The organism is Stenotrophomonas sp. LGBM10 (assembly GCF_046736075.1).
GTDB lineage: Bacteria > Pseudomonadota > Gammaproteobacteria > Xanthomonadales > Xanthomonadaceae > Stenotrophomonas.
Map to the genome: position 1 here is coordinate 3,711,289 of NZ_CP177163.1, position 17,267 is coordinate 3,728,555.

Genomic DNA, 17,267 nt, shown 5'->3' on the forward strand with positions numbered 1-17,267 from the left:
GGCCGGCACGGTGACTAACGGCACGTTCGCTATAGCTGACTTCACACTAGTGTTGACTCCACGCTAGTTGGAGACCGCCATGAGCGACCTCGATGCCCAGCTGAAGAAATTCCAGAAAGAGCTCAGTGCCGGCACGGTTTCGCTGGCCCTGCTGGCGGTGCTGGCCAAGGCCGGCGAACCGCTCTACGGCTACCTGATCGCCAAGGAGCTGGAACGGGTGGGCGAGGGGGTGCTGAGCGGCAAGCAGAGCGCCCTGTACCCGGTACTGCGCAACCTGGAAGGGGCCGGGCTGCTGGAAAGCCATGTCGAACCGTCGATGGCCGGTCCGCCGCGACGCTACTACCGCATCAATGACCGCGGCCGCGAGGTACTGGAGCAGTGGATCCAGGCCTGGCGCGCCACCCGCGATTCCGTCGATTCCGTGTTGGAGGGGGTACTGCAATGAACGACCCGACCACGGCAGGCAGCAGCCTGCCCACCACCATTCCGCAGTACCTGGCGCAGCTGCGCGACGCCCTGCACGATGCCGATCCGGCGATGGTGCAGGACGCCCTTTACGATGCCGAGGAATACCTGCGCTCGGAGCTGGCCGCCCAGCCGGGCCGCAGCGAGGCCGAGGTGATCGCCGATGTCGCCGGCAGCTATGGCGCCCCGGACGAAGTGGCCGAGATCTACCGGGAAACCGAAATCACCGTGAGCCGCGCGCTGCGCACGCCCACCGCCGGTGCGGTGCCGGTACGCCGTGCCCCGCCCGTTGCGGCTGGCGTTGCCGCGGGTGTGGCGGGCGCGACGGCCGCCACCGCCGTGCCGCCGCCGCAGGCACCGGCCAAGCCGCGCTCGCTGCTGGCACGCTTCTTCGGCGTGGCGCTGGAAGCGCGCACCTACGGCGCCCTGTTCTACATGCTGCTGTCGCTGGCGACCGGCATCTTCTTCTTTACGTGGGTCGTCACCGGGTTGTCGCTGTCGCTGGGATTGCTGATCCTGATCATCGGCATACCGCTCACGGTGCTGTTCTTCGGCTCGGTACGTGGCCTGGCGCTGCTGGAAGGGCGGCTGGTGGAAGCGCTGCTGGGCGAGCGCATGCCGCGCCGGCCGCGCTATGCCGACCGCAGCCGCAGCTGGCTGCAGCGGATCGGCGACATGTTCACCGACGGCCGCACCTGGCTGACCCTGCTGTACTTCGTGCTGATGCTGCCGTTGGGCATCGTGTACTTCACCATCGCCGTCACGCTGCTGTCGGTGTCGCTGGGCTTCATCTGGGCGCCGGTGGCGGCGCTGTTCACCGGCACGATGCCGGGCATCTACATCGATGGCGATCAGATGCTGTCGATCTGGGCCACGCCGCTGCTGGCCGTGACCGGGATCCTGCTGCTGTTCGTGACCATGCACCTGGCACGCGGCATCGGCCATCTGCACGGCCAGCTCGCCAAGCACCTGCTGGTCCGCCTGTAACCGTAGTGCCGGCCGCCGGCCGGCTCCAGACGGCGATGGAACGGAGCCGGCCAGCAGCCGGCTCCGTCGGCGTCACCCGGCCTTCTTGCGGATCGGGGTGACGTTGCTGGCGGCCTTGGCCGCCTTTTTCGGTTTGGCGGCGGCGGCCTGCGCGTTGGCGGCCGCGAAGAAATCGCGCACCTTCGGGTACACCGTTTCGCGCCAGCGGCGGCCGCTGAAAATGCCGTAATGGCCGGCACCTTCCACGATGAAGTGCTCGCGGCGCCCGGCCGGGATGCCGGTGCACAGGGCCTGCGCCGCTTCGGTCTGGCCGAGGCCGGCGATATCGTCCAGCTCGCCCTCGATGCTCAGCAGTGCGGTGCCGGTGATCGCGGCGGGGTCCACGCGCTCACCCTGCACATACCACTCGCCGCGCGGCAGCAGGAACTCCTGGAACACCACGCGGATCGTGTCGAGGTAGTACTTGGCCGGCATGTCCAGCACGGCGTTGTACTCGTCGTAGAAGCGGCGGTGCGCGTCGGCATCCTCCATGTCGCCCTTGACCAGGTCGGCATAGAAATCCCAGTGCGAACTGAAGTGACGGCTCGGGTTCATCGACAGGAACCCGGCGTGCTGCAGGAAGCCCGGATACACGCGGCGGCCGGCACCGGGGTAGGTGGCCGGTACGGTGTGGATCACGTTGTTCTCGAACCACGACAGCGGGTTCTGCGTGGCCAGGTTGTTCACTGCGGTGGGGCTGCAGCGCGCATCGATCGGGCCGCCCATCATCACCAGCGAACGCGGCGTCGGTTCGCCACGGCTGGCCATCAGCGACACCGCGGCCAGCACCGGCACCGTCGGTTGGCACACGCTCACCACGTGCAGCGTGTCACCGCCCAGGTGACGGATGAACTCCTGCACATAGGCGATGTAATCCTCCAGCCCGAACTCGCCTTCGCTGCCGGGCACCATGCGCGCGTCAACCCAGTCGGTGACGTACACGCGGTGATCGCGCAGCAGCGTGCGCACGGTGTCGCGCAGCAGCGTGGCGTGGTGGCCGGACAGCGGCGCCACCACCAGCACGAACGGCTGGTTGAGCATGGTGTTGAGCTGGTCCGCTTCGTTGCTGTGGCGCTTGAAGCGCAGCAGCTTGCAGAACGGCTTGGTGATTTCTTCGTGGACGACGATCGGCACGCGCTCGCCATCGACATCGATTTCGTTGATGCCCCATTCGGGCTTCTCGTAATCCTTGCCGATGCGATGGAACAGCTCGTTCACCGCCGCAAGACGATCGGCGCCAGGCATCTGCGACCACCAGTGCCCCTGGTTGGCGAAGAACTTCGCGTTGGCCTGGGCCTGGTGCACCCAGGGGGCGAGCAGGTTGCGGGTCAATTCATGCAGCTGATAAAGCATGACGTCCGAATATGTATGGTCTTATGTTGCCGCGCAGCATAGCGCACCCGTCAACCGGGTGCGTTAATACGGGGAGCGTCTCATTTGCCGGTGCGATCAGGGCGCGCCGCGTTCCAGCGCCGCCGCCTCGCCGGCCAGCGCCGGCGAGAGCCAGCAGTGCGAGCCCAGCGCCGTGAAGCCGACCGACTTGAGCTGGCTGCGGTACCAGCGCGCCGGGCGCGCCTGGAAGCCCTCGTGGTCGCCTTCGAAGGCATCGTCGGCGCTGAAGGTCTCCAGGAAGGCGATGCCGCCGGTCAGCTCGGCAAACCCGGCCAGCGCCGGGCGCAGTTCGCGGCTGGGCACGTAGTGCATCACATCCGAGCACACCAGCAGGTCCACCGGCGCGCACGGGCGCAGCCACGCGAAGTCGCCGACCCGGGCCAGGTGCAGATTGCGGCTGCGGCCATACCGGTGCACGGCGTACTCGCTGCTGTCGAAACCGAGGTACTGCACGCGCGGGCGCAGCTTCAGCAGCGGCGCGCGCCAGGCGCCTTCGCCGCAGCCGATGTCCAGCACGCTGCGGATTGGACGTTCCAGGTAGTACTCGGCGCTGGCCACGGCCAGGGCGACCTTGCGTGCCAGGCGTGCGGCACCGCCGGTCTGGTCGGGTTGGTACCAGCGCTGGAAATAGGCCTGGTCGTAGGTCTTGTGCATGAAAGGAGCCGGGCAACGGAAGAAACGGACGCCATCGTACTGCGTCAAACCGTCGCGCATGCGCGGCAGGGGTGAATGGGTGAAAATGGGACACTTCCCACGCCAGCCGATGGAGCGAGCACATGTATCTCTGGGTCAAGACGTTCCATCTGCTGTTCGTGGTGGCGTGGATGGCGGCGGTGTTCTACCTGCCACGGATTCTGGTCAATCTCAGCGAGACCGCCGGCCAGCTGCCGGTGACCGAGCGCCTGCAGTTGATGGGCCTGCGCCTGTACCGGTTCGGCCACATGATGTTCGGCTTCGCGCTGATCCTGGGCCTGGTGCTGTGGCTGGGCTACCGGGTGATCCCGGACTTCCCGACGATGGCACCGCCCGGTGCGGCGGCCTGGCTGCATGCCAAGCTGGGCCTGGTGGTGCTGCTGCTGGTGTACTACTCGTGGACCGGACGCCTGTTGAAGGCGTCGGTGAAGGGCAGGGCGCTGCCGTCGTCGCGCGCGCTGCGCTGGTTCAACGAGTTGCCGCTGGTGCTGTTCATCGGCGTGGTGTGGCTGGTGCTCGCCAAGCCGTTCTGACGTTGCGCGCCGGGCCCCGCAGTGGCCGTCAGGCCCCTCGGCGAAGGGCCTCGAAACGGCAGAGCAGCCCAAAAAAAACCGGACGCCTGCGCGTCCGGTTTTTTTGTCTGCCTGGCAGGCCGATCAGGCCGCTTCGTACGCGCCGTAACTGCGCAGGCGCTCGTAGCGCTTCTGCAGCAGGTCGCCGGTGGACAGCTTTTCCAGCTGGTCCAGTTCGTTGAGCAGCACTGCCTTGAGGCGCTTGGCCATCTGGGTCGGGTTGCGGTGGGCACCGCCGGTGGGCTCGCGCACCACCTTGTCGACCAGGCCCAGGCCCTTCAGGCGCGGGGCGGTCAGGCCGAGCTGTTCGGCCGCGTCCTTGGCCTTGCCGGCGTCCTTCCAGAGGATCGAGGCACAGCCTTCCGGGCTGATCGTGGAGTACACGCTGTATTCCAGCATCACCGTGCGGTCGCCAACGCCCAGCGCCAGCGCGCCACCGGAGCCGCCTTCGCCGATCACGGTGCAGATCACCGGGACCTTCAGTTCGGCCATCTCCATCAGGTTGCGGGCGATCGCCTCGGACTGGCCGCGCGATTCGGCGTCGATGCCCGGCCAGGCACCGGCGGTATCGATCAGGGTCAGCACCGGCAGGCCGAAACGTTCGGCCATCTTCATCAGGCGCAGGGCCTTGCGGTAGCCCTCCGGCTTGGGCATGCCGAAGTTGCGTTTGATCTTTTCCTTGGTGTCGCGGCCCTTCTGGTGCCCGATCAGCATCACCGGGCGGCCACCGATGCGGGCCAGGCCGCCGATGATCGCCTTGTCGTCGGCAAAGGCGCGGTCGCCGGCCAGTTCCTGGAACTCATCGCAGATGATGCGGATGTAGTCGGCGGTATAGGGGCGCGAGGGGTGACGGGCCAGCTGCAGGATCTGCCACGAGGTCAGGTTGCGGAAGATCTGCGCGGTGCGCACCCGCAGCTTGTCCTGCAGGGCGTGCACCTCGGCCTCGACATTGACCGCAGGACCGGCGCTGGCGCTGCGCAGTTCCTGGATCTTCGCCTCCAGATCAGCGATGGGTTGCTCGAAGTCGAGGTAGTTCGGATTCATCGGAAGCCGTCGTGAAGTAAAGAGGGAAAGTGTAGCCGAATGCGCCGAAAAGCCCCGTACGCCGTCGTCTGGAAAGGCGACGGTAGCGCAGCGGGGCCAACCACGCCAGCCGTGGCGTGGCTCAGGGCACGACCAGTACGGCGCTGCCCATCAGGCGGCTGCGGGTCTGGACGAAGGTGTTGTAGGCCTCGTTGGCCTCCACCGGCAGCCCGGCCCCCAGCGAGGCGGTCGCGGCGGTGAAGGCCATCTGCGCCTGGTGGGCCTCCTGCTGCAGCTGCAGCTGGGCATCGGCGGTGGTGGCGTGCAGGTAGCGCGTGTACAGCTCGCGCAGCGGGCCGGCATGGGCCTCGAACACCGGGTCCAGTGCCGGCAGGGTGGCCGGTGCGGCTTCCAGCACGTACCGCGGCGCGACATAGCCGGCCGGCTGCGCGCGCAGGTAGGCACCGGGCTGGCCCGCGCCGGCTTCCACGTAGGCGATGAAGTCCGGGGCGGTGAAGATCTTGGTGTTGATGCGGCCGCCGCTGTCGTCCACGTGGGCCACGGTCTGCACGTCTGGGAAGGGCTCGCGCACCTCGAACGTCCAGGACCTGTCGATGAACAGGTCGTGGGTGGTCTGGTAGGGGCCGTCGAAGGGCACGCCGCCAAGCTCGATGCGGTGGTCGAGGCGGCCGAAGTTGGCGCGCTTGCTGTCGTCGGTGACGTAGACCTCCTGTGCGATCACGTACTCGGCCAGGGTGGGGTTGATCAGCCCGCCCTTGCCGCGTGCGTACACGATGAAGCGCACATCGCCCAGCGGCGCGCTCTGCAGGTGGTGCTCGCCGGGCGTGAGATTGACCGGGCGCGAGGCGTGGGCGGCGATCGGCAGTTCATTGCCGTCGATGCGCACGATCAGCGGGGCATCGCGCGGGTTGTCGATCACGAAGGTCTGGGCGGGACTGGAACAGCCGGCGATGGCAACGGCTGCACACAGCAGCACGGTGAAACGCTTGATCAAAACAAGGTACCTGTAGTGCGGATGGAGCGGATCAGTTCGCCCACGGGGGGCTGTAGCGCACCTTCAGGGTACGCACGGCGGGGTCGGCGCGGAGCGCATCGACGAGGTGGCTGTCCACGCGCACGGCGATGTCGCCGGCCACGTCGAGCATGCCGGCGATGGGCCCCTGGTCGGAGTCCAGCAGCAGGTCCAGGCGCAGCGGCGTGCGGCCCGGGCGATGGCGGTCCAGCAGCGCATTGATGCGCGCCCACACCGGGCGCCCCTGGCGCAGGTCCAGGCGCAGCGACAGACGCGTGGCGTAGTTGGCGCAGATGTCCTCGAAGTCCCAGCATTGGCGGATGCGCAGGGCGTAGCCGCCATTGAACTCGTCCTCGCGCAGGCCGCCCTTGACCACCAGGATGCGGTCCTTGGTCATCAGGTGGCCGAACTCGGCCAGGCCATCGGAGAACGCGCTGCATTCGACCCGGCCCTTGCCGTCTTCGAGCTGCATGAACACCTGGCTTTCGCCTTTGCGCCGCACGCCGACCACCAGGCCGGCGAGGATCACCGGGGTTTCCTGGCGCCAGGCGCGCTTCTCGCCGTCCTTGCTCGGGCGCGCCGGCGGGATCAGCTTCTCGAGCATGCCCAGGTCGGTGCCGACCAGTTCCTTGACGTCGTCCGCATGCGGATCGAACGGATGGCCGCTGAGGTAGAAGCCCAGCGTTTCGCGCTCGCCGTCGAGCAGCTGGCCCAGCGCCCATTCCTTGGTCTCGGGCAGGTCCAGCTGCTGGGCGGTGCTGACCGGATCGGGGGCGCCGAACAGCGAGTTCTGCCCCGAGGCCTTCTCGCGCGACATCTGGTCGGTGGCCTTGAGCACCTCCGGCAGCTGCAGCATGAGCGAGGCGCGGTTCTTGCCCAGCCCGTCGAGCGCGCCGCAGTTGATCATCGCTTCCAGCGTGCGCCGGTTGAGCTTGCCCGACTCGATACGCATGCAGAAATCCAGCAGCGAGGCGTAACGCCCACCGCGCTGGCGTTCGTCGACGATTGCTTCGCAGGCGCCCTGGCCAACGCCCTTGATCGCGCCCAGGCCATACACGATGGTGTCGGCGCTGGAGGCTTCGAACATGTAGGCCGATTCATTGACGCGCGGCGGCAGCACGGTCAGGCCGAGGTTGCGTACTTCGGCGAGGAAGCCGACCACCTTGTCGGTATTGTCCATGTCCGAGGACAGCGTGGCCGCCATGAATTCGGCCGGGTAGTGCCGTTTCAGCCAGGCGGTCTGGTAGCTGACCAGCGCGTACGCGGCGGCGTGCGACTTGTTGAAGCCGTAGCCGGCGAACTTCTCCATCAGGTCGAAGATCGCGTCGGCCTTGGCTTCGACGACGCCATCCTTGGCCGCGCCTTCGCGGAAGATTTCACGATGCTTGGCCATTTCGGCCGGCACCTTCTTGCCCATCGCGCGGCGCAGCAGGTCGGCGCCGCCCAGCGAGTAGCCGCCGACGATCTGCGCCATCTGCATCACCTGCTCCTGGTACACCATGATGCCGTAGGTGTCTTTCAGGATCGCTTCGGTGCGCGGATCGGGGTAGATGATCTCTTCCTGCCCGTGCTTTCGCGCGTTGAAGGAGGGAATCAGGTCCATCGGGCCGGGGCGGTACAGCGACACCAGCGCGATCAGATCTTCAAAGCGGTCGGGGCGCGCGTCTTTCAGCAGGCGGCGCATGCCCGAGGATTCGAACTGGAACACCGCGCCGGTATTGCCGTTGGCGAAGATGTCCTTGTAGGTGGGGGCGTCGTCGAGCGGCAGGGCGGTGATGTCCACCGGCGGAATGCCGGCACGGGCATGGCGCTTGTTGATCGCCTTGACCGCCCAATCGATGATGGTCAGCGTGCGCAGGCCGAGGAAGTCGAACTTCACCAGGCCGATTTCTTCGACGTCGTTCTTGTCGAACTGGGTGACCGGGTTGCGCCCGCGTCCACCTTCGTCGTGTTCGGCGAACAGCGGGCAGAATTCGGCCAGCGGTTCGGGCGCGATCACCACGCCACCGGCATGCTTGCCGGCGTTGCGGGTGAGATCCTCGAGCTGGCGGGCCAGGTCGATGAGGTCGCGCACATCGTCCTCGGACTGGTAGCGCTGGATCAGCTCCGGCGAGGCCATTTCCGAGTCTTTGCCTTCGCCCATCGCGTCCTTGAGCGAGATGCCCAGGATGTTGGGAATGAGCTTGGAGACGCCATCGACCAGGCCGTAGGGGAAGCCGAGCACGCGGCCGGAGTCGCGCACCACCGCCTTGGCGGCCATGGTGCCGTAGGTGATGATCTGGCTGACCCGCTCGCGGCCGTACTTGCGTGCAACGTAGTCGATGACTTCGTCGCGGCGGTCCATGCAGAAGTCGATGTCGAAGTCGGGCATCGACACGCGTTCGGGGTTGAGGAACCGCTCGAACAGCAGGTTGTACGGGATCGGGTCGAGGTCGGTGATCTGCAGCGCCCAGGCCACCAGCGAACCGGCACCGGAACCACGGCCGGGGCCGATCGGAATGCCCTGGCTCTTACCCCACTGGATGAAGTCGGCCACGATCAGGAAGTAGCCGGGGAAGCCCATCTTGATGATGGTGGCGAGCTCGAACTCCAGGCGCTCGACATAATCGGCGCGGGTCTTGCCGTCGGCCAGCGGGTTCTTTTCCAGTCGCGCGTCCAGGCCCTTGCGCGATTCGCTGCAGATCCAGCTGTCCAGCGTTTCGTTGTCGGGCACCGGATAATTGGGCAGGAAGTAGGTGCCCAGGCGCATTTCGATGTTGCAGCGCTGCGCGAGCGCCAGCGTGTTGTCGATCGCGTCGGGGATGTCGGCGAACAGCGCGCACATCTCTTCGGGCGATTTGAGGTACTGCTGGTCGCTGTAGTCGCGCGGGCGCTTGGGGTCGTCGAGCACGCGGCCGGAGGAGATGCAGACGCGCGCTTCGTGCGCGCTGAAATCGTCCGGCTGCAGGAAGCGCACGTCGTTGCTGGCCACCACGGGCAGGCCGCGCTGACCGGCGGCCTGCAGGGCGAACTGGTTGAAGGCTTCTTCGCCGTCGCGACCGGTACGGGTCAGTTCCAGGTGCAGGCCGTCGCCGAACACGCGCTGCCAGTCGGCGAGCTGCTGCTCGGCCAGATCGTGGCGGCCTTCACTGGCAAGGCGCCCGGCCAGGCTCTCGCGGCCGGCCAGGGCGAACAGGTTGTGGCAGCCGGCCTTGAGCCACTCCGGATGCACGGCGACGCCGCCTTCCGGGCGGTGGCCTTCCATCCAGGCGCGGGTCAGCAGGCGCGAGAGGCTGAGATAGCCGTCGCGGTCGCGGCAGAGCAGGGTCATGCGCCAGGGCGTCATGCCCTCTTCGGCGATCATGATGTCGGCACCGGCGATCGGCTTGATGCCGACGGTTTCGGCCGCTTTGTAGAACTTGACCAGCGCGAACAGGTTGTTCAGGTCGGTCACTGCCAGCGACGGCAGTTTCAGTTCCACCGCGCGGCTGAGCAGGTTGGCCTGCTTGGCTTTCTTCGGGTCGGCCTGATCCGGCTTCGCCGGGACACGAATGGTCGAATCCGCCAGCGAAAATTCGGTGTGGACGTGGAGATGTACGAAACGGGAAGTGGACATGCCGGGCCAATGTAATGCCCGGTCAGGGTAGCGGCGCGGGACATGCCGAACAAGGCTTGACAGCTGTCGGGGTTAAGCCCGGACCTGGAGCTGGAGCCACGGCAACGGCCTTGTTCGGAGGGTGCCCGTGCTGGGGCTGCGGTGGGGGCAGGGGCGCGGGACACGCCGTGAACCCATCCCTGGGGGCTCGTTCGCGCCATCCCTGGCGCTCTACGGTCCCGCGCCCCTGCCCCCACCGCAGCCCCCCGACGGACGACGTGCCCGCAGGGGCGGTCGTACCCCCGCGACAGGCGTCGCTCCGCTATGGGTGTTTCCCCGGCCACCGGACATCTGTCGAAGGGGTGCGGGCGGTGGGTTGGCGGGACCGTACAGCGCCAGGGATGGCGCGAACGAGCCTACATGGATGTACTTGCGGCGTGTCCCGGCAACCCACCGCCCGCACCCCAGCCGTGAAGTCAGAAGGCAGCCTGCACGCGCGGGGAAGCTGCGGCCGGCAACCCGCACCGTCCCGCCAAACCAGAATGACCACGGGCCATCGGCTGCTCGCCCAGATGCGTGAAGCAGCCGGGCAGAGCCCGGCTCTACGCGATGCCTGTGACTACGCATTCCCGCACCGGCGCGAAGCTGCGGCGGTGCTGGGGGCAGGGGCCGTGGGTGCGCAGGGCGGCCAGGTGGGCCGGGGTGCCGTAGCCCTTGTGCTGGTCGAAGCCGTATTCGGGGTGCTGCTCGTGCAGCGCCAGCATGTAGCGGTCGCGGGTGACCTTGGCCAGGATCGAGGCGGCCATGATCGCGCGGTCAAGGGCGTCGCCGCCGACCAGTGCCTGGGCCGGGCAGGGCAGGCCTTTGGGCACCACATTGCCGTCGATGCGGGCGAACTGCGCCACGTGGGCCACGCCCTCGACCGCGCGGCGCATGCCGAGCATCGTGGCCTGGTAGATGTTGAGGGCGTCGATCTCGGCCACGTCCACCATCACCACGTGGAAGGCGAGCGCACGTTGCTGGATCCTGTCGAACAGCGCGTCGCGGCGCAGCGCGGTCAGCTGCTTGGAGTCGTCCAGGCCGTTCAGGCGTGGGCGGTCCGGGCAGAACACCACGGCAGCCACCGCGACAGGTCCGGCAAGCGGGCCGCGCCCGGCTTCGTCCACGCCCGCGACGTAACGCGGTGCCACCGTGGCCAGGGCCGCGCCGTCGAATAGCGCCAGCGATGCGGCCGCGGCATGGCGGCGGCTCACGCCGCGTCGCCCGTGCGTGGCTGGCGCAGCAGCAGTTCGGCCACGGCGTCGGCGGCACGCGCCGAGGCGTCGCGGCGCAGCTGCAGGTGCAGCTGCGCGTAGGTGCCCTGCAGATCGGCGATGCGTTGCGGGTGATCGAACCACTGCAGGATGGCGGCTGCCAGCTTGTCCGGCACGCAGTCGTGCTGGATCAGCTCCGGCGCCAGGTCCTTGCCGGCCAGGATGTTGGGCAGCGCGAAGCGGTCGACCTTGATCAGGCCCAGCGCCTTGACGATGCGGTAGGTCAGCTCGGCCACGCGGTAGCCGACCACCATCGGGCGCTTGACCAGCATGGTTTCCAGGGTCGCCGTGCCCGACGCCAGCACCACCACGTCGGCGGCGATCATCGCGTCACGGGCCTGGCCATCGAGCAGGTGCGAATGCGCCACCGGCAGCGCCGAGCGCGACAACTGTTCCTGGATCAGGCGGCGGCAGGCCGGATTGGCGGCCGGGACCACCACATGCAGCCCCGGAATGCGCTCGGAGACCTGCCAGGCGGCTTCGAAGAAGGCTTCGCCGAGTTTGCCGATCTCGCCCAGGCGGCTGCCCGGCAGCACCGCCAGCACCTTGGCGTTGGCCGGCAGGCCCAGCGCCATGCGGGCCGCGTCGCGGTCGCTGTGCAGCGGAATGTCGTCGGCCATCGGATGCCCGACGAAGCGCGCATCGATGCCGTGCCGCGCGTAGATCGGCGGCTCCATCGGGAACAGGCACAGCACCAGGTCGGCGCTGGCGCCGATCTTCTCCGCCCGCTTCTCGCGCCAGGCCCAGACCGACGGGCTCACGTAGTGCACCGTGGTGATGCCGCGTTCCTTCAGCCAGCGCTCCACGCCCAGGTTGAAGTCCGGTGCGTCGATGCCGATGAACACATCCGGCTGCCATTCCAGCGCACGCGTGCGGAACTCGCCGCGCAGCTTCAGCAGGCGCGGCAGGTGGCGCAGGATCTCGGTCAGCCCCATCACCGCCAGCTCGCTGGCATCGAACCAGGTCTGGCAGCCGGCGCTGCGCATCGCATCGCCGCCGATACCGGCGAACTCGGCGTTCGGGAAGCGCTGGCGCAGCTCGCGGATCAGGCCGGCACCGAGCAGGTCGCCCGACGCTTCGCCGGCGACCAGTGCAATGCGCACCGGGCGGTCGGAGGTGCGCGCCGGCGCCAGGCCGGTGTTTTCCTGGGCATCCACGACCGCCGCGAGGTCGATGATCTCGGCGGTCGTGCCGCTGGGGAGGTGCCCGCCCGCCGCCATCATCGCAGCAGCGGCCTCTCGGCGTGCTCGATGAAGTCCAGCAGGTCCTTCACGTCCGCACTGTGCTGCGCCTGTTCGGCGAGCTGTACCTTCGCTTCGGCCAGCGGCAGGCCGGCCACATACAGCGTGCGGTAGGCGCGCTTGATGCTGGCGATGCGCTCGGCGTCGAAGCCGCGGCGCTTCAGGCCTTCGCTGTTGATGCCGCGCGGGCGGCCCAGCGTATCGCTGCCGACCAGCGTGAACGGCGGCACGTCGCCATTGGTCAGCGCGCCCATGCCGAGGAAGGCATGTGCGCCGATCCGGCAGAACTGATGCGCGCCGGCGAAGCCGCTGATGATCACGTAGTCACCCACGGTGACGTGGCCGGCCAGCGTGGTGTTGTTGGAGAACACGCAGTGGTTGCCGACATGGCAGTCGTGCGCCACGTGCGTGTAGGCCAGCATCCAGTTGTCGTTGCCGACGGTGGTGACGCCGCCGCCGCCTTCGGTGCCGCGGTTGATGGTGACGAACTCGCGGATGACGTTGTCATCGCCGATCACCAGTTCGGCGCGCTCGCCCTTGTACTTCTTGTCCTGCGGCTCGCCACCGATCGCGGCGTGGCCGATGAACCGGTTGTTGCGGCCGATCCGGGTCGGACCGTGGATGGAGCAATGCGGACCGACCTCGGTGCCTGCGCCGATCTCGACGTCGGCACCGATCAGGCTGAACGCGCCGACGCGCACATCGGGCGCCAGTCGCGCCGTCGGGTCGATCACCGCGGTGGGATGGATCAGGGGGGCGTTGTCGCTCATCGCAGGTCTCCTGCCAGGCTCATTCGCGGGTGCCGGCGCACAGCACTTCGGCGCAGGCCACGATCTCGCCGTCGACCTTGGCCACACAGTCATACACCGCCATGTTGCGGATCACGCGCTTGATCTCCACGTGCATTTCCAGCACGTCACCGGGCACGACCTGCTTGCTGAAACGGGCCTTGTCCACCTTGACCATGTAGAACAGCTTGGACTGCGCATCGCGGCCCAGGGTGAGCTGGGTGAGCACGCCGCCGGCCTGGGCCATGGCTTCGATGATCAGCACGCCGGGCATGATCGGCTGGCCGGGGAAGTGGCCCTGGAAGAACGGTTCGTTGATGCTGACGTTCTTGGTGGCGACGATGGTGCGCTTGTCGTAGTCGATCGAAACGACCTTGTCGACCAGGAGGAACGGGTAACGGTGCGGGATCAACGCCTGGATTTCGGTGATGTCCGGCAGCTTCTGTTCGTGGCTCATTCCTTCTCCTTGCTCACAGACAGGATGCGACGGGCCAGGGCATCAAGCTGCTTGAAGCGCGCGGCGTTTTTGCGCCACGTGCGGTTGTCGGTCAATGGGGTGCCGGACGAGTACTCGCCCGGCTCATGGATGGAGTTGCGCACCACCGATTTGCCGGTGATGACCACTTTGTCGCAGATCTCGAGATGGCCGACGACGCCGACGGCGCCACCCAGCAGGCAGTAGCGGCCGATCTTGGCGCTGCCGGCGATGCCGGTGCAGCCGGCGATGGCCGAGTGCGCGCCGATCTGCACGTTGTGCGCGATCTGCACCAGGTTGTCCAGGCGAACGTCGTTGTCGAGCACGGTGTCTTCGAGCGCGCCGCGGTCCACGCAGGTGTTGGCGCCGATCTCGCAGTCGTCGCCGATGCGCACGCCGCCGAGCTGCGGCACCTTGATCCAGTGGCCGGCATCCATCGCCAGGCCGAAGCCGTCGGCGCCGAGCACGGCGCCGGGATGGATGCGCACGCGCTTGCCGAGCTTGACCCGGGTCACCAGGGTCACCCGCGCGATCAGTTCGCAGCCGGTATCCAGGGTGCAGTCCTCGCCGATGATGCTGCCCGCACCAACGATGCAGTTCTCGCCGACGACGCTGCGCGCGCCGATGGTGACGAACGGGCCGATGTGGGCGCTGGCGGCCACCTGCGCGTCCGGATCGATGATCGCGCTGGGGTGGATGCCCGGCGGCCGGGTCGGCGCGATGTCGAACAGCGCGGCGATCTTGGCAAAGGTGGTGTACGGGTCCTTGGCGACCAGCGCGGTGCCGGGCGCCGCGTCGGCATCCTCGGCGCGCAGCACCACGATACCGGCCTGGCTGTCGGCGAGCTGGGCGCGATAGCGGGGATTGGCAAGGAAGGTCAGCTGGCCGGAGCCGGCATGGGCAAGGGTGGCCACGCCACGGATGGCGGTGCCGCCATCGCCGTGGACCTGCAGGCCAAACTGCTCGGCGAGTTGCTGGGCGGTATAGGTAGGTGTGTTCACGCGGCGAGTTTACCGTGTGGCGTGACTTCGGTCATGTTCGGGGTGGCCCGGTGGCCGTTCCGGGGACGGTGGCAGCCGCCACGTAGCGCCGGGCGCTGCCCGGCTGCTGTTGGCTCCAGGTGGACAGTCGGCGGCCTCTGGCGGCACAAAACGAAACGCCGGGCAATGCCCGGCGTCTCGTCATGCCTCCGGTGGGGAGGCAAGTTGCCTTCGTCGGTCAGAACTGACCGCCGAAGGTGAACTGCAGCCGTTCGATCTCGTCGCCGTCTTCCTTCTTGAGCGGGAAGGCGTAGCTGATCGAGATCGGGCCGACCGGTGCGCGCCACAGCAGCGCCACGCCGGTGGACACGCGCAGTTCGTTGGCCTTGAAGTTGTCCACCCCGGTGTACACGTTGCCGAAGTCCAGGAACGCCGAGATGCGCGCGGACGGGCTGTCGAACAGACGCGGGAAGTAGGCTTCGATCGAGCCGACGGTCTTCAGCGAACCACCCAGCGGCTGGCCATTGGTGTAGCCGTTGATGGGTTCCGAACGCGGGCCCAGCGTGTTGTCTTCGAAGCCGCGCACCGAGTTGGTGCCGCCGGCGTAGAAGTTCTCGTAGAACGGCAGGCCCGTGGCGGTCACGGTCTTGATGTAGTCGGCCGAGGACGGCGAGCAGTCCGTGGTCTGGACCGGGTTCGGGTTGTCGTTGGTCGCCGGCGTGTAGCAGATGTTGCGGGTGACGTCCTTGCCGTAGCTGTCGCCGTAGCCGATTTCCGCACGGGTGTTGATCACCAGCGACGGCATGATCGGCCAGTACTTGGAGAACTGGTAGTTCAGCTTGTAGTACTCGACGGTGGAACCCGGCAGCGTGGTTTCCAGGCCGATGCGCTGGTAGGTACCGCGGGTCGGCATGAAGTAGTCGTTACGGGTGTCGCGCGCCCAGCCCAGTTCCGAACGCCACGAGTGGAACGTGCGCTGGCCGACCGCATTGATGTAGTCGATGATCGCCTGCGGCGTTGCATTCTGGTACGTGGTGATCTGGTTGCTGTCGATGCCGAACATCAGCGAGACGGTGTCGTTCTCGGTGATCGGCACGCCGAAGATCATCTGCGCCGCACCGTTGGTGCTGTTGTACTGCGCGGTGTTGAAGTCGGAGTAGTCCAGCTCGCGCCACGACAGGTTGTAGCCCAGCGAGACGCCGTCATCGGTGAAGTACGGGTTGGTGTAGGAGAAGCCGTAGCGCTGCAGGTAGCTGCTGCGCGAGGCTTCGACCGACACGCGGTTGCCGCCGCCGAGGAAGTTGTTCTGCGACAGCTGCACCGAGGTGGTCATGCCGTAGGACTGGGAATAGCCCAGGCCGAACACGAAGCTGCCCGAGGTGGTTTCCTTGACGTTGTAGACCACGTCGACCTGGTCGTTGCTGCCGGTGACCTGCGGGGTTTCCACGTCCACCGCCTCGAAGTAGCCCAGGCGCTGCAGGCGGATCTTGGAGCGGTCGATGGCGGCCTGCGAGTACCAGCTGTTCTCGAACTGGCGCATTTCACGACGCAGCACTTCGTCGGAGGTGCGGGTGTTGCCCTTGAAGGTGATGCGACGCACCTGCACGCGCGGGCCCGGCACGACCTGCATGTTGATCGCCACGGTACGGTCGGCGCGGTTGCTGGTCGGGATCGGGTTGACCTTGGCGAAGGCGTAGCCGATGTTGGACAGCGAGTTGGTGATGGCGTCCGAGCTGAATTCCAGCAGCGCACGCGAGAACGTGTCGCCGGACTTCTGGATCACCATGCGCTCGACATCTTCCTGCGGGAGGATGGTGTCGCCGGTGACCTTGATGTCGGAAATCTTGTACTGCTCACCCTCGGTCACGCCGGCGGTGATGAACATGTCGCGCTTGTCGGGGCTGATCGACACCTGGGTGGAGTCGACGCTGAAGTCCACGTAGCCGCGGTCCAGGTACCAGGAGTTGAGCTTTTCCAGGTCGCCGGACAGTTTTTCCTTGGAGTACTGGTCATCGCGGCGGTACCACGAGGCCCAGTTGTGCTCCTTGGATTCCCAGGTTTCCAGGATGTCCTCGGAGGCGAACTTCTCGGTGCCCACCAGGTTGACGTGCTGGATCTTGGCGGCCTTGCCTTCCTTGATCGCGATGGTGATGTCCACGCGATTGCGGTCCAGCGGGCTCACGGTCGGGGTGATGTCGACGTTGTATTTGCCGCGGTCGTTGTACTGGCGGCGCAGTTCCTGGGTCACGCGGTCCAGGCTCAGGCGATCGAAGGTACCGCCCTCGGTCAGGCCGATGTCGCTCAGGCCCTTGAGCAGCTGGTCGCTCTTGATGTCCTTGTTGCCGGTGACGGTCAGCTTGTTGATCGCCGGGCGCTCACGCACGGTCACCACCATGATGTTGCCCTGGCGGTCGATCTGCACGTCTTCGAAGAAACCGGTCTTGTACAGGGCGCGGATGGTCTCGCCGACCTTGTTGTCGGTCAGGGTGTCGCCACGCTCCACCGGGAGGTAGGTGAACACGGTACCGGAGGTGATGCGCTGCAGACCATCGACACGGATGTCGCTGACGGTGAAGGGCTCGGCTGCCTGCGCCAGGGCGGGCACGCCGAAACCGGCGGCGAGTGCGAGGGCAAGCAGGCGGCGATTGGGGAGTCGCGTCATGTCACGTCCGGTTGGAGTCGATTTCAACAT

General features: G+C 67.1%; 14 protein-coding genes. 3 read left to right on the top strand and 11 right to left on the bottom strand.

Annotated elements, in window-relative coordinates; all coding sequences use genetic code 11:
* Positions 1-79 precede the first annotated feature (79 nt).
* Together ACLB90_RS16185 and ACLB90_RS16190 are read left to right on the top strand one after the other, a co-directional pair.
* Positions 80-445 carry a PadR family transcriptional regulator gene (locus tag ACLB90_RS16185; protein WP_411850423.1) on the top strand — a complete coding sequence of 122 codons (366 nt, stop codon included), beginning with the start codon at positions 80-82 and terminating at the stop codon, positions 443-445.
* Positions 442-1,452, top strand: coding sequence for a sensor domain-containing protein (locus ACLB90_RS16190; protein ID WP_411850424.1), 1,011 nt, complete (start codon positions 442-444; stop codon positions 1,450-1,452). The genes ACLB90_RS16185 and ACLB90_RS16190 overlap by 4 nt, the downstream gene beginning before the upstream one ends.
* 72 nt (positions 1,453-1,524) lie before the next feature.
* Here the strand turns inward: ACLB90_RS16190 and ACLB90_RS16195 are convergent, their stop codons facing one another.
* Together ACLB90_RS16195 and ACLB90_RS16200 are read right to left on the bottom strand one after the other, a co-directional pair.
* Positions 1,525-2,844: a polyhydroxyalkanoate depolymerase gene (locus ACLB90_RS16195; protein WP_411850425.1), complete on the bottom strand. Its 1,320-nt coding sequence runs from the start codon at positions 2,842-2,844 to the stop codon at positions 1,525-1,527.
* A 96-nt stretch (positions 2,845-2,940) separates the two neighbouring features.
* Positions 2,941-3,537, bottom strand: a complete 597-nt coding sequence (locus ACLB90_RS16200; protein ID WP_411850426.1) for a class I SAM-dependent DNA methyltransferase — start codon at positions 3,535-3,537, stop codon at positions 2,941-2,943.
* A gap of 122 nt (positions 3,538-3,659) precedes the next feature.
* Here ACLB90_RS16200 and ACLB90_RS16205 point away from each other — a divergent pair, with 122 nt between their 5' ends.
* Complete coding sequence (locus ACLB90_RS16205) at positions 3,660-4,109, top strand: CopD family protein (protein WP_411850427.1); 450 nt, start codon at positions 3,660-3,662, stop codon at positions 4,107-4,109.
* 123 nt (positions 4,110-4,232) lie between these two features.
* On the opposite strand, the gene ACLB90_RS16210 is transcribed toward ACLB90_RS16205, so the two are convergent.
* The 9 genes from ACLB90_RS16210 to bamA form a co-directional block, all read right to left on the bottom strand.
* Positions 4,233-5,192: an acetyl-CoA carboxylase carboxyltransferase subunit alpha gene (locus ACLB90_RS16210; RefSeq protein WP_411850428.1), complete on the bottom strand. Its 960-nt coding sequence runs from the start codon at positions 5,190-5,192 to the stop codon at positions 4,233-4,235.
* A 121-nt stretch (positions 5,193-5,313) separates the two neighbouring features.
* Positions 5,314-6,186 carry a hypothetical protein gene (locus ACLB90_RS16215; protein ID WP_411850429.1) on the bottom strand — a complete coding sequence of 291 codons (873 nt, stop codon included), beginning with the start codon at positions 6,184-6,186 and terminating at the stop codon, positions 5,314-5,316.
* Positions 6,187-6,217: 31 nt separating this feature from the next.
* Positions 6,218-9,799, bottom strand: a complete 3,582-nt coding sequence (dnaE, locus tag ACLB90_RS16220; RefSeq protein ID WP_411850430.1) for a DNA polymerase III subunit alpha — start codon at positions 9,797-9,799, stop codon at positions 6,218-6,220.
* 581 nt (positions 9,800-10,380) lie between these two features.
* Entirely contained in the window at positions 10,381-11,031 is a 651-nt protein-coding gene (locus ACLB90_RS16225) for a ribonuclease HII (protein WP_411850431.1), read from the bottom strand.
* The gene (lpxB, locus tag ACLB90_RS16230) at positions 11,028-12,314 is read right to left on the bottom strand and encodes a lipid-A-disaccharide synthase (protein WP_411850432.1); all 1,287 of its coding nucleotides are present in this window, start codon (positions 12,312-12,314) and stop codon (positions 11,028-11,030) included. Before lpxB ends, ACLB90_RS16225 begins: the two co-directional genes overlap by 4 nt.
* The gene (gene lpxA / locus ACLB90_RS16235; protein ID WP_411850433.1) at positions 12,311-13,102 is read right to left on the bottom strand and encodes an acyl-ACP--UDP-N-acetylglucosamine O-acyltransferase; all 792 of its coding nucleotides are present in this window, start codon (positions 13,100-13,102) and stop codon (positions 12,311-12,313) included. Before lpxA ends, lpxB begins: the two co-directional genes overlap by 4 nt.
* 19 nt (positions 13,103-13,121) lie before the next feature.
* Positions 13,122-13,577 (bottom strand): 3-hydroxyacyl-ACP dehydratase FabZ, encoded by a 456-nt coding sequence (gene fabZ, locus ACLB90_RS16240; RefSeq protein ID WP_136004262.1) that lies wholly within the window; start codon positions 13,575-13,577, stop codon positions 13,122-13,124.
* Positions 13,574-14,596, bottom strand: a complete 1,023-nt coding sequence (lpxD, locus tag ACLB90_RS16245) for a UDP-3-O-(3-hydroxymyristoyl)glucosamine N-acyltransferase (RefSeq protein ID WP_411850434.1) — start codon at positions 14,594-14,596, stop codon at positions 13,574-13,576. Before lpxD ends, fabZ begins: the two co-directional genes overlap by 4 nt.
* 217 nt (positions 14,597-14,813) lie before the next feature.
* A complete protein-coding gene (gene bamA, locus ACLB90_RS16250; RefSeq protein WP_411850435.1) occupies positions 14,814-17,237 on the bottom strand; it encodes an outer membrane protein assembly factor BamA in 2,424 nt (807 codons plus the stop codon).
* Between the last annotated feature and the right edge of the window lie 30 nt (positions 17,238-17,267).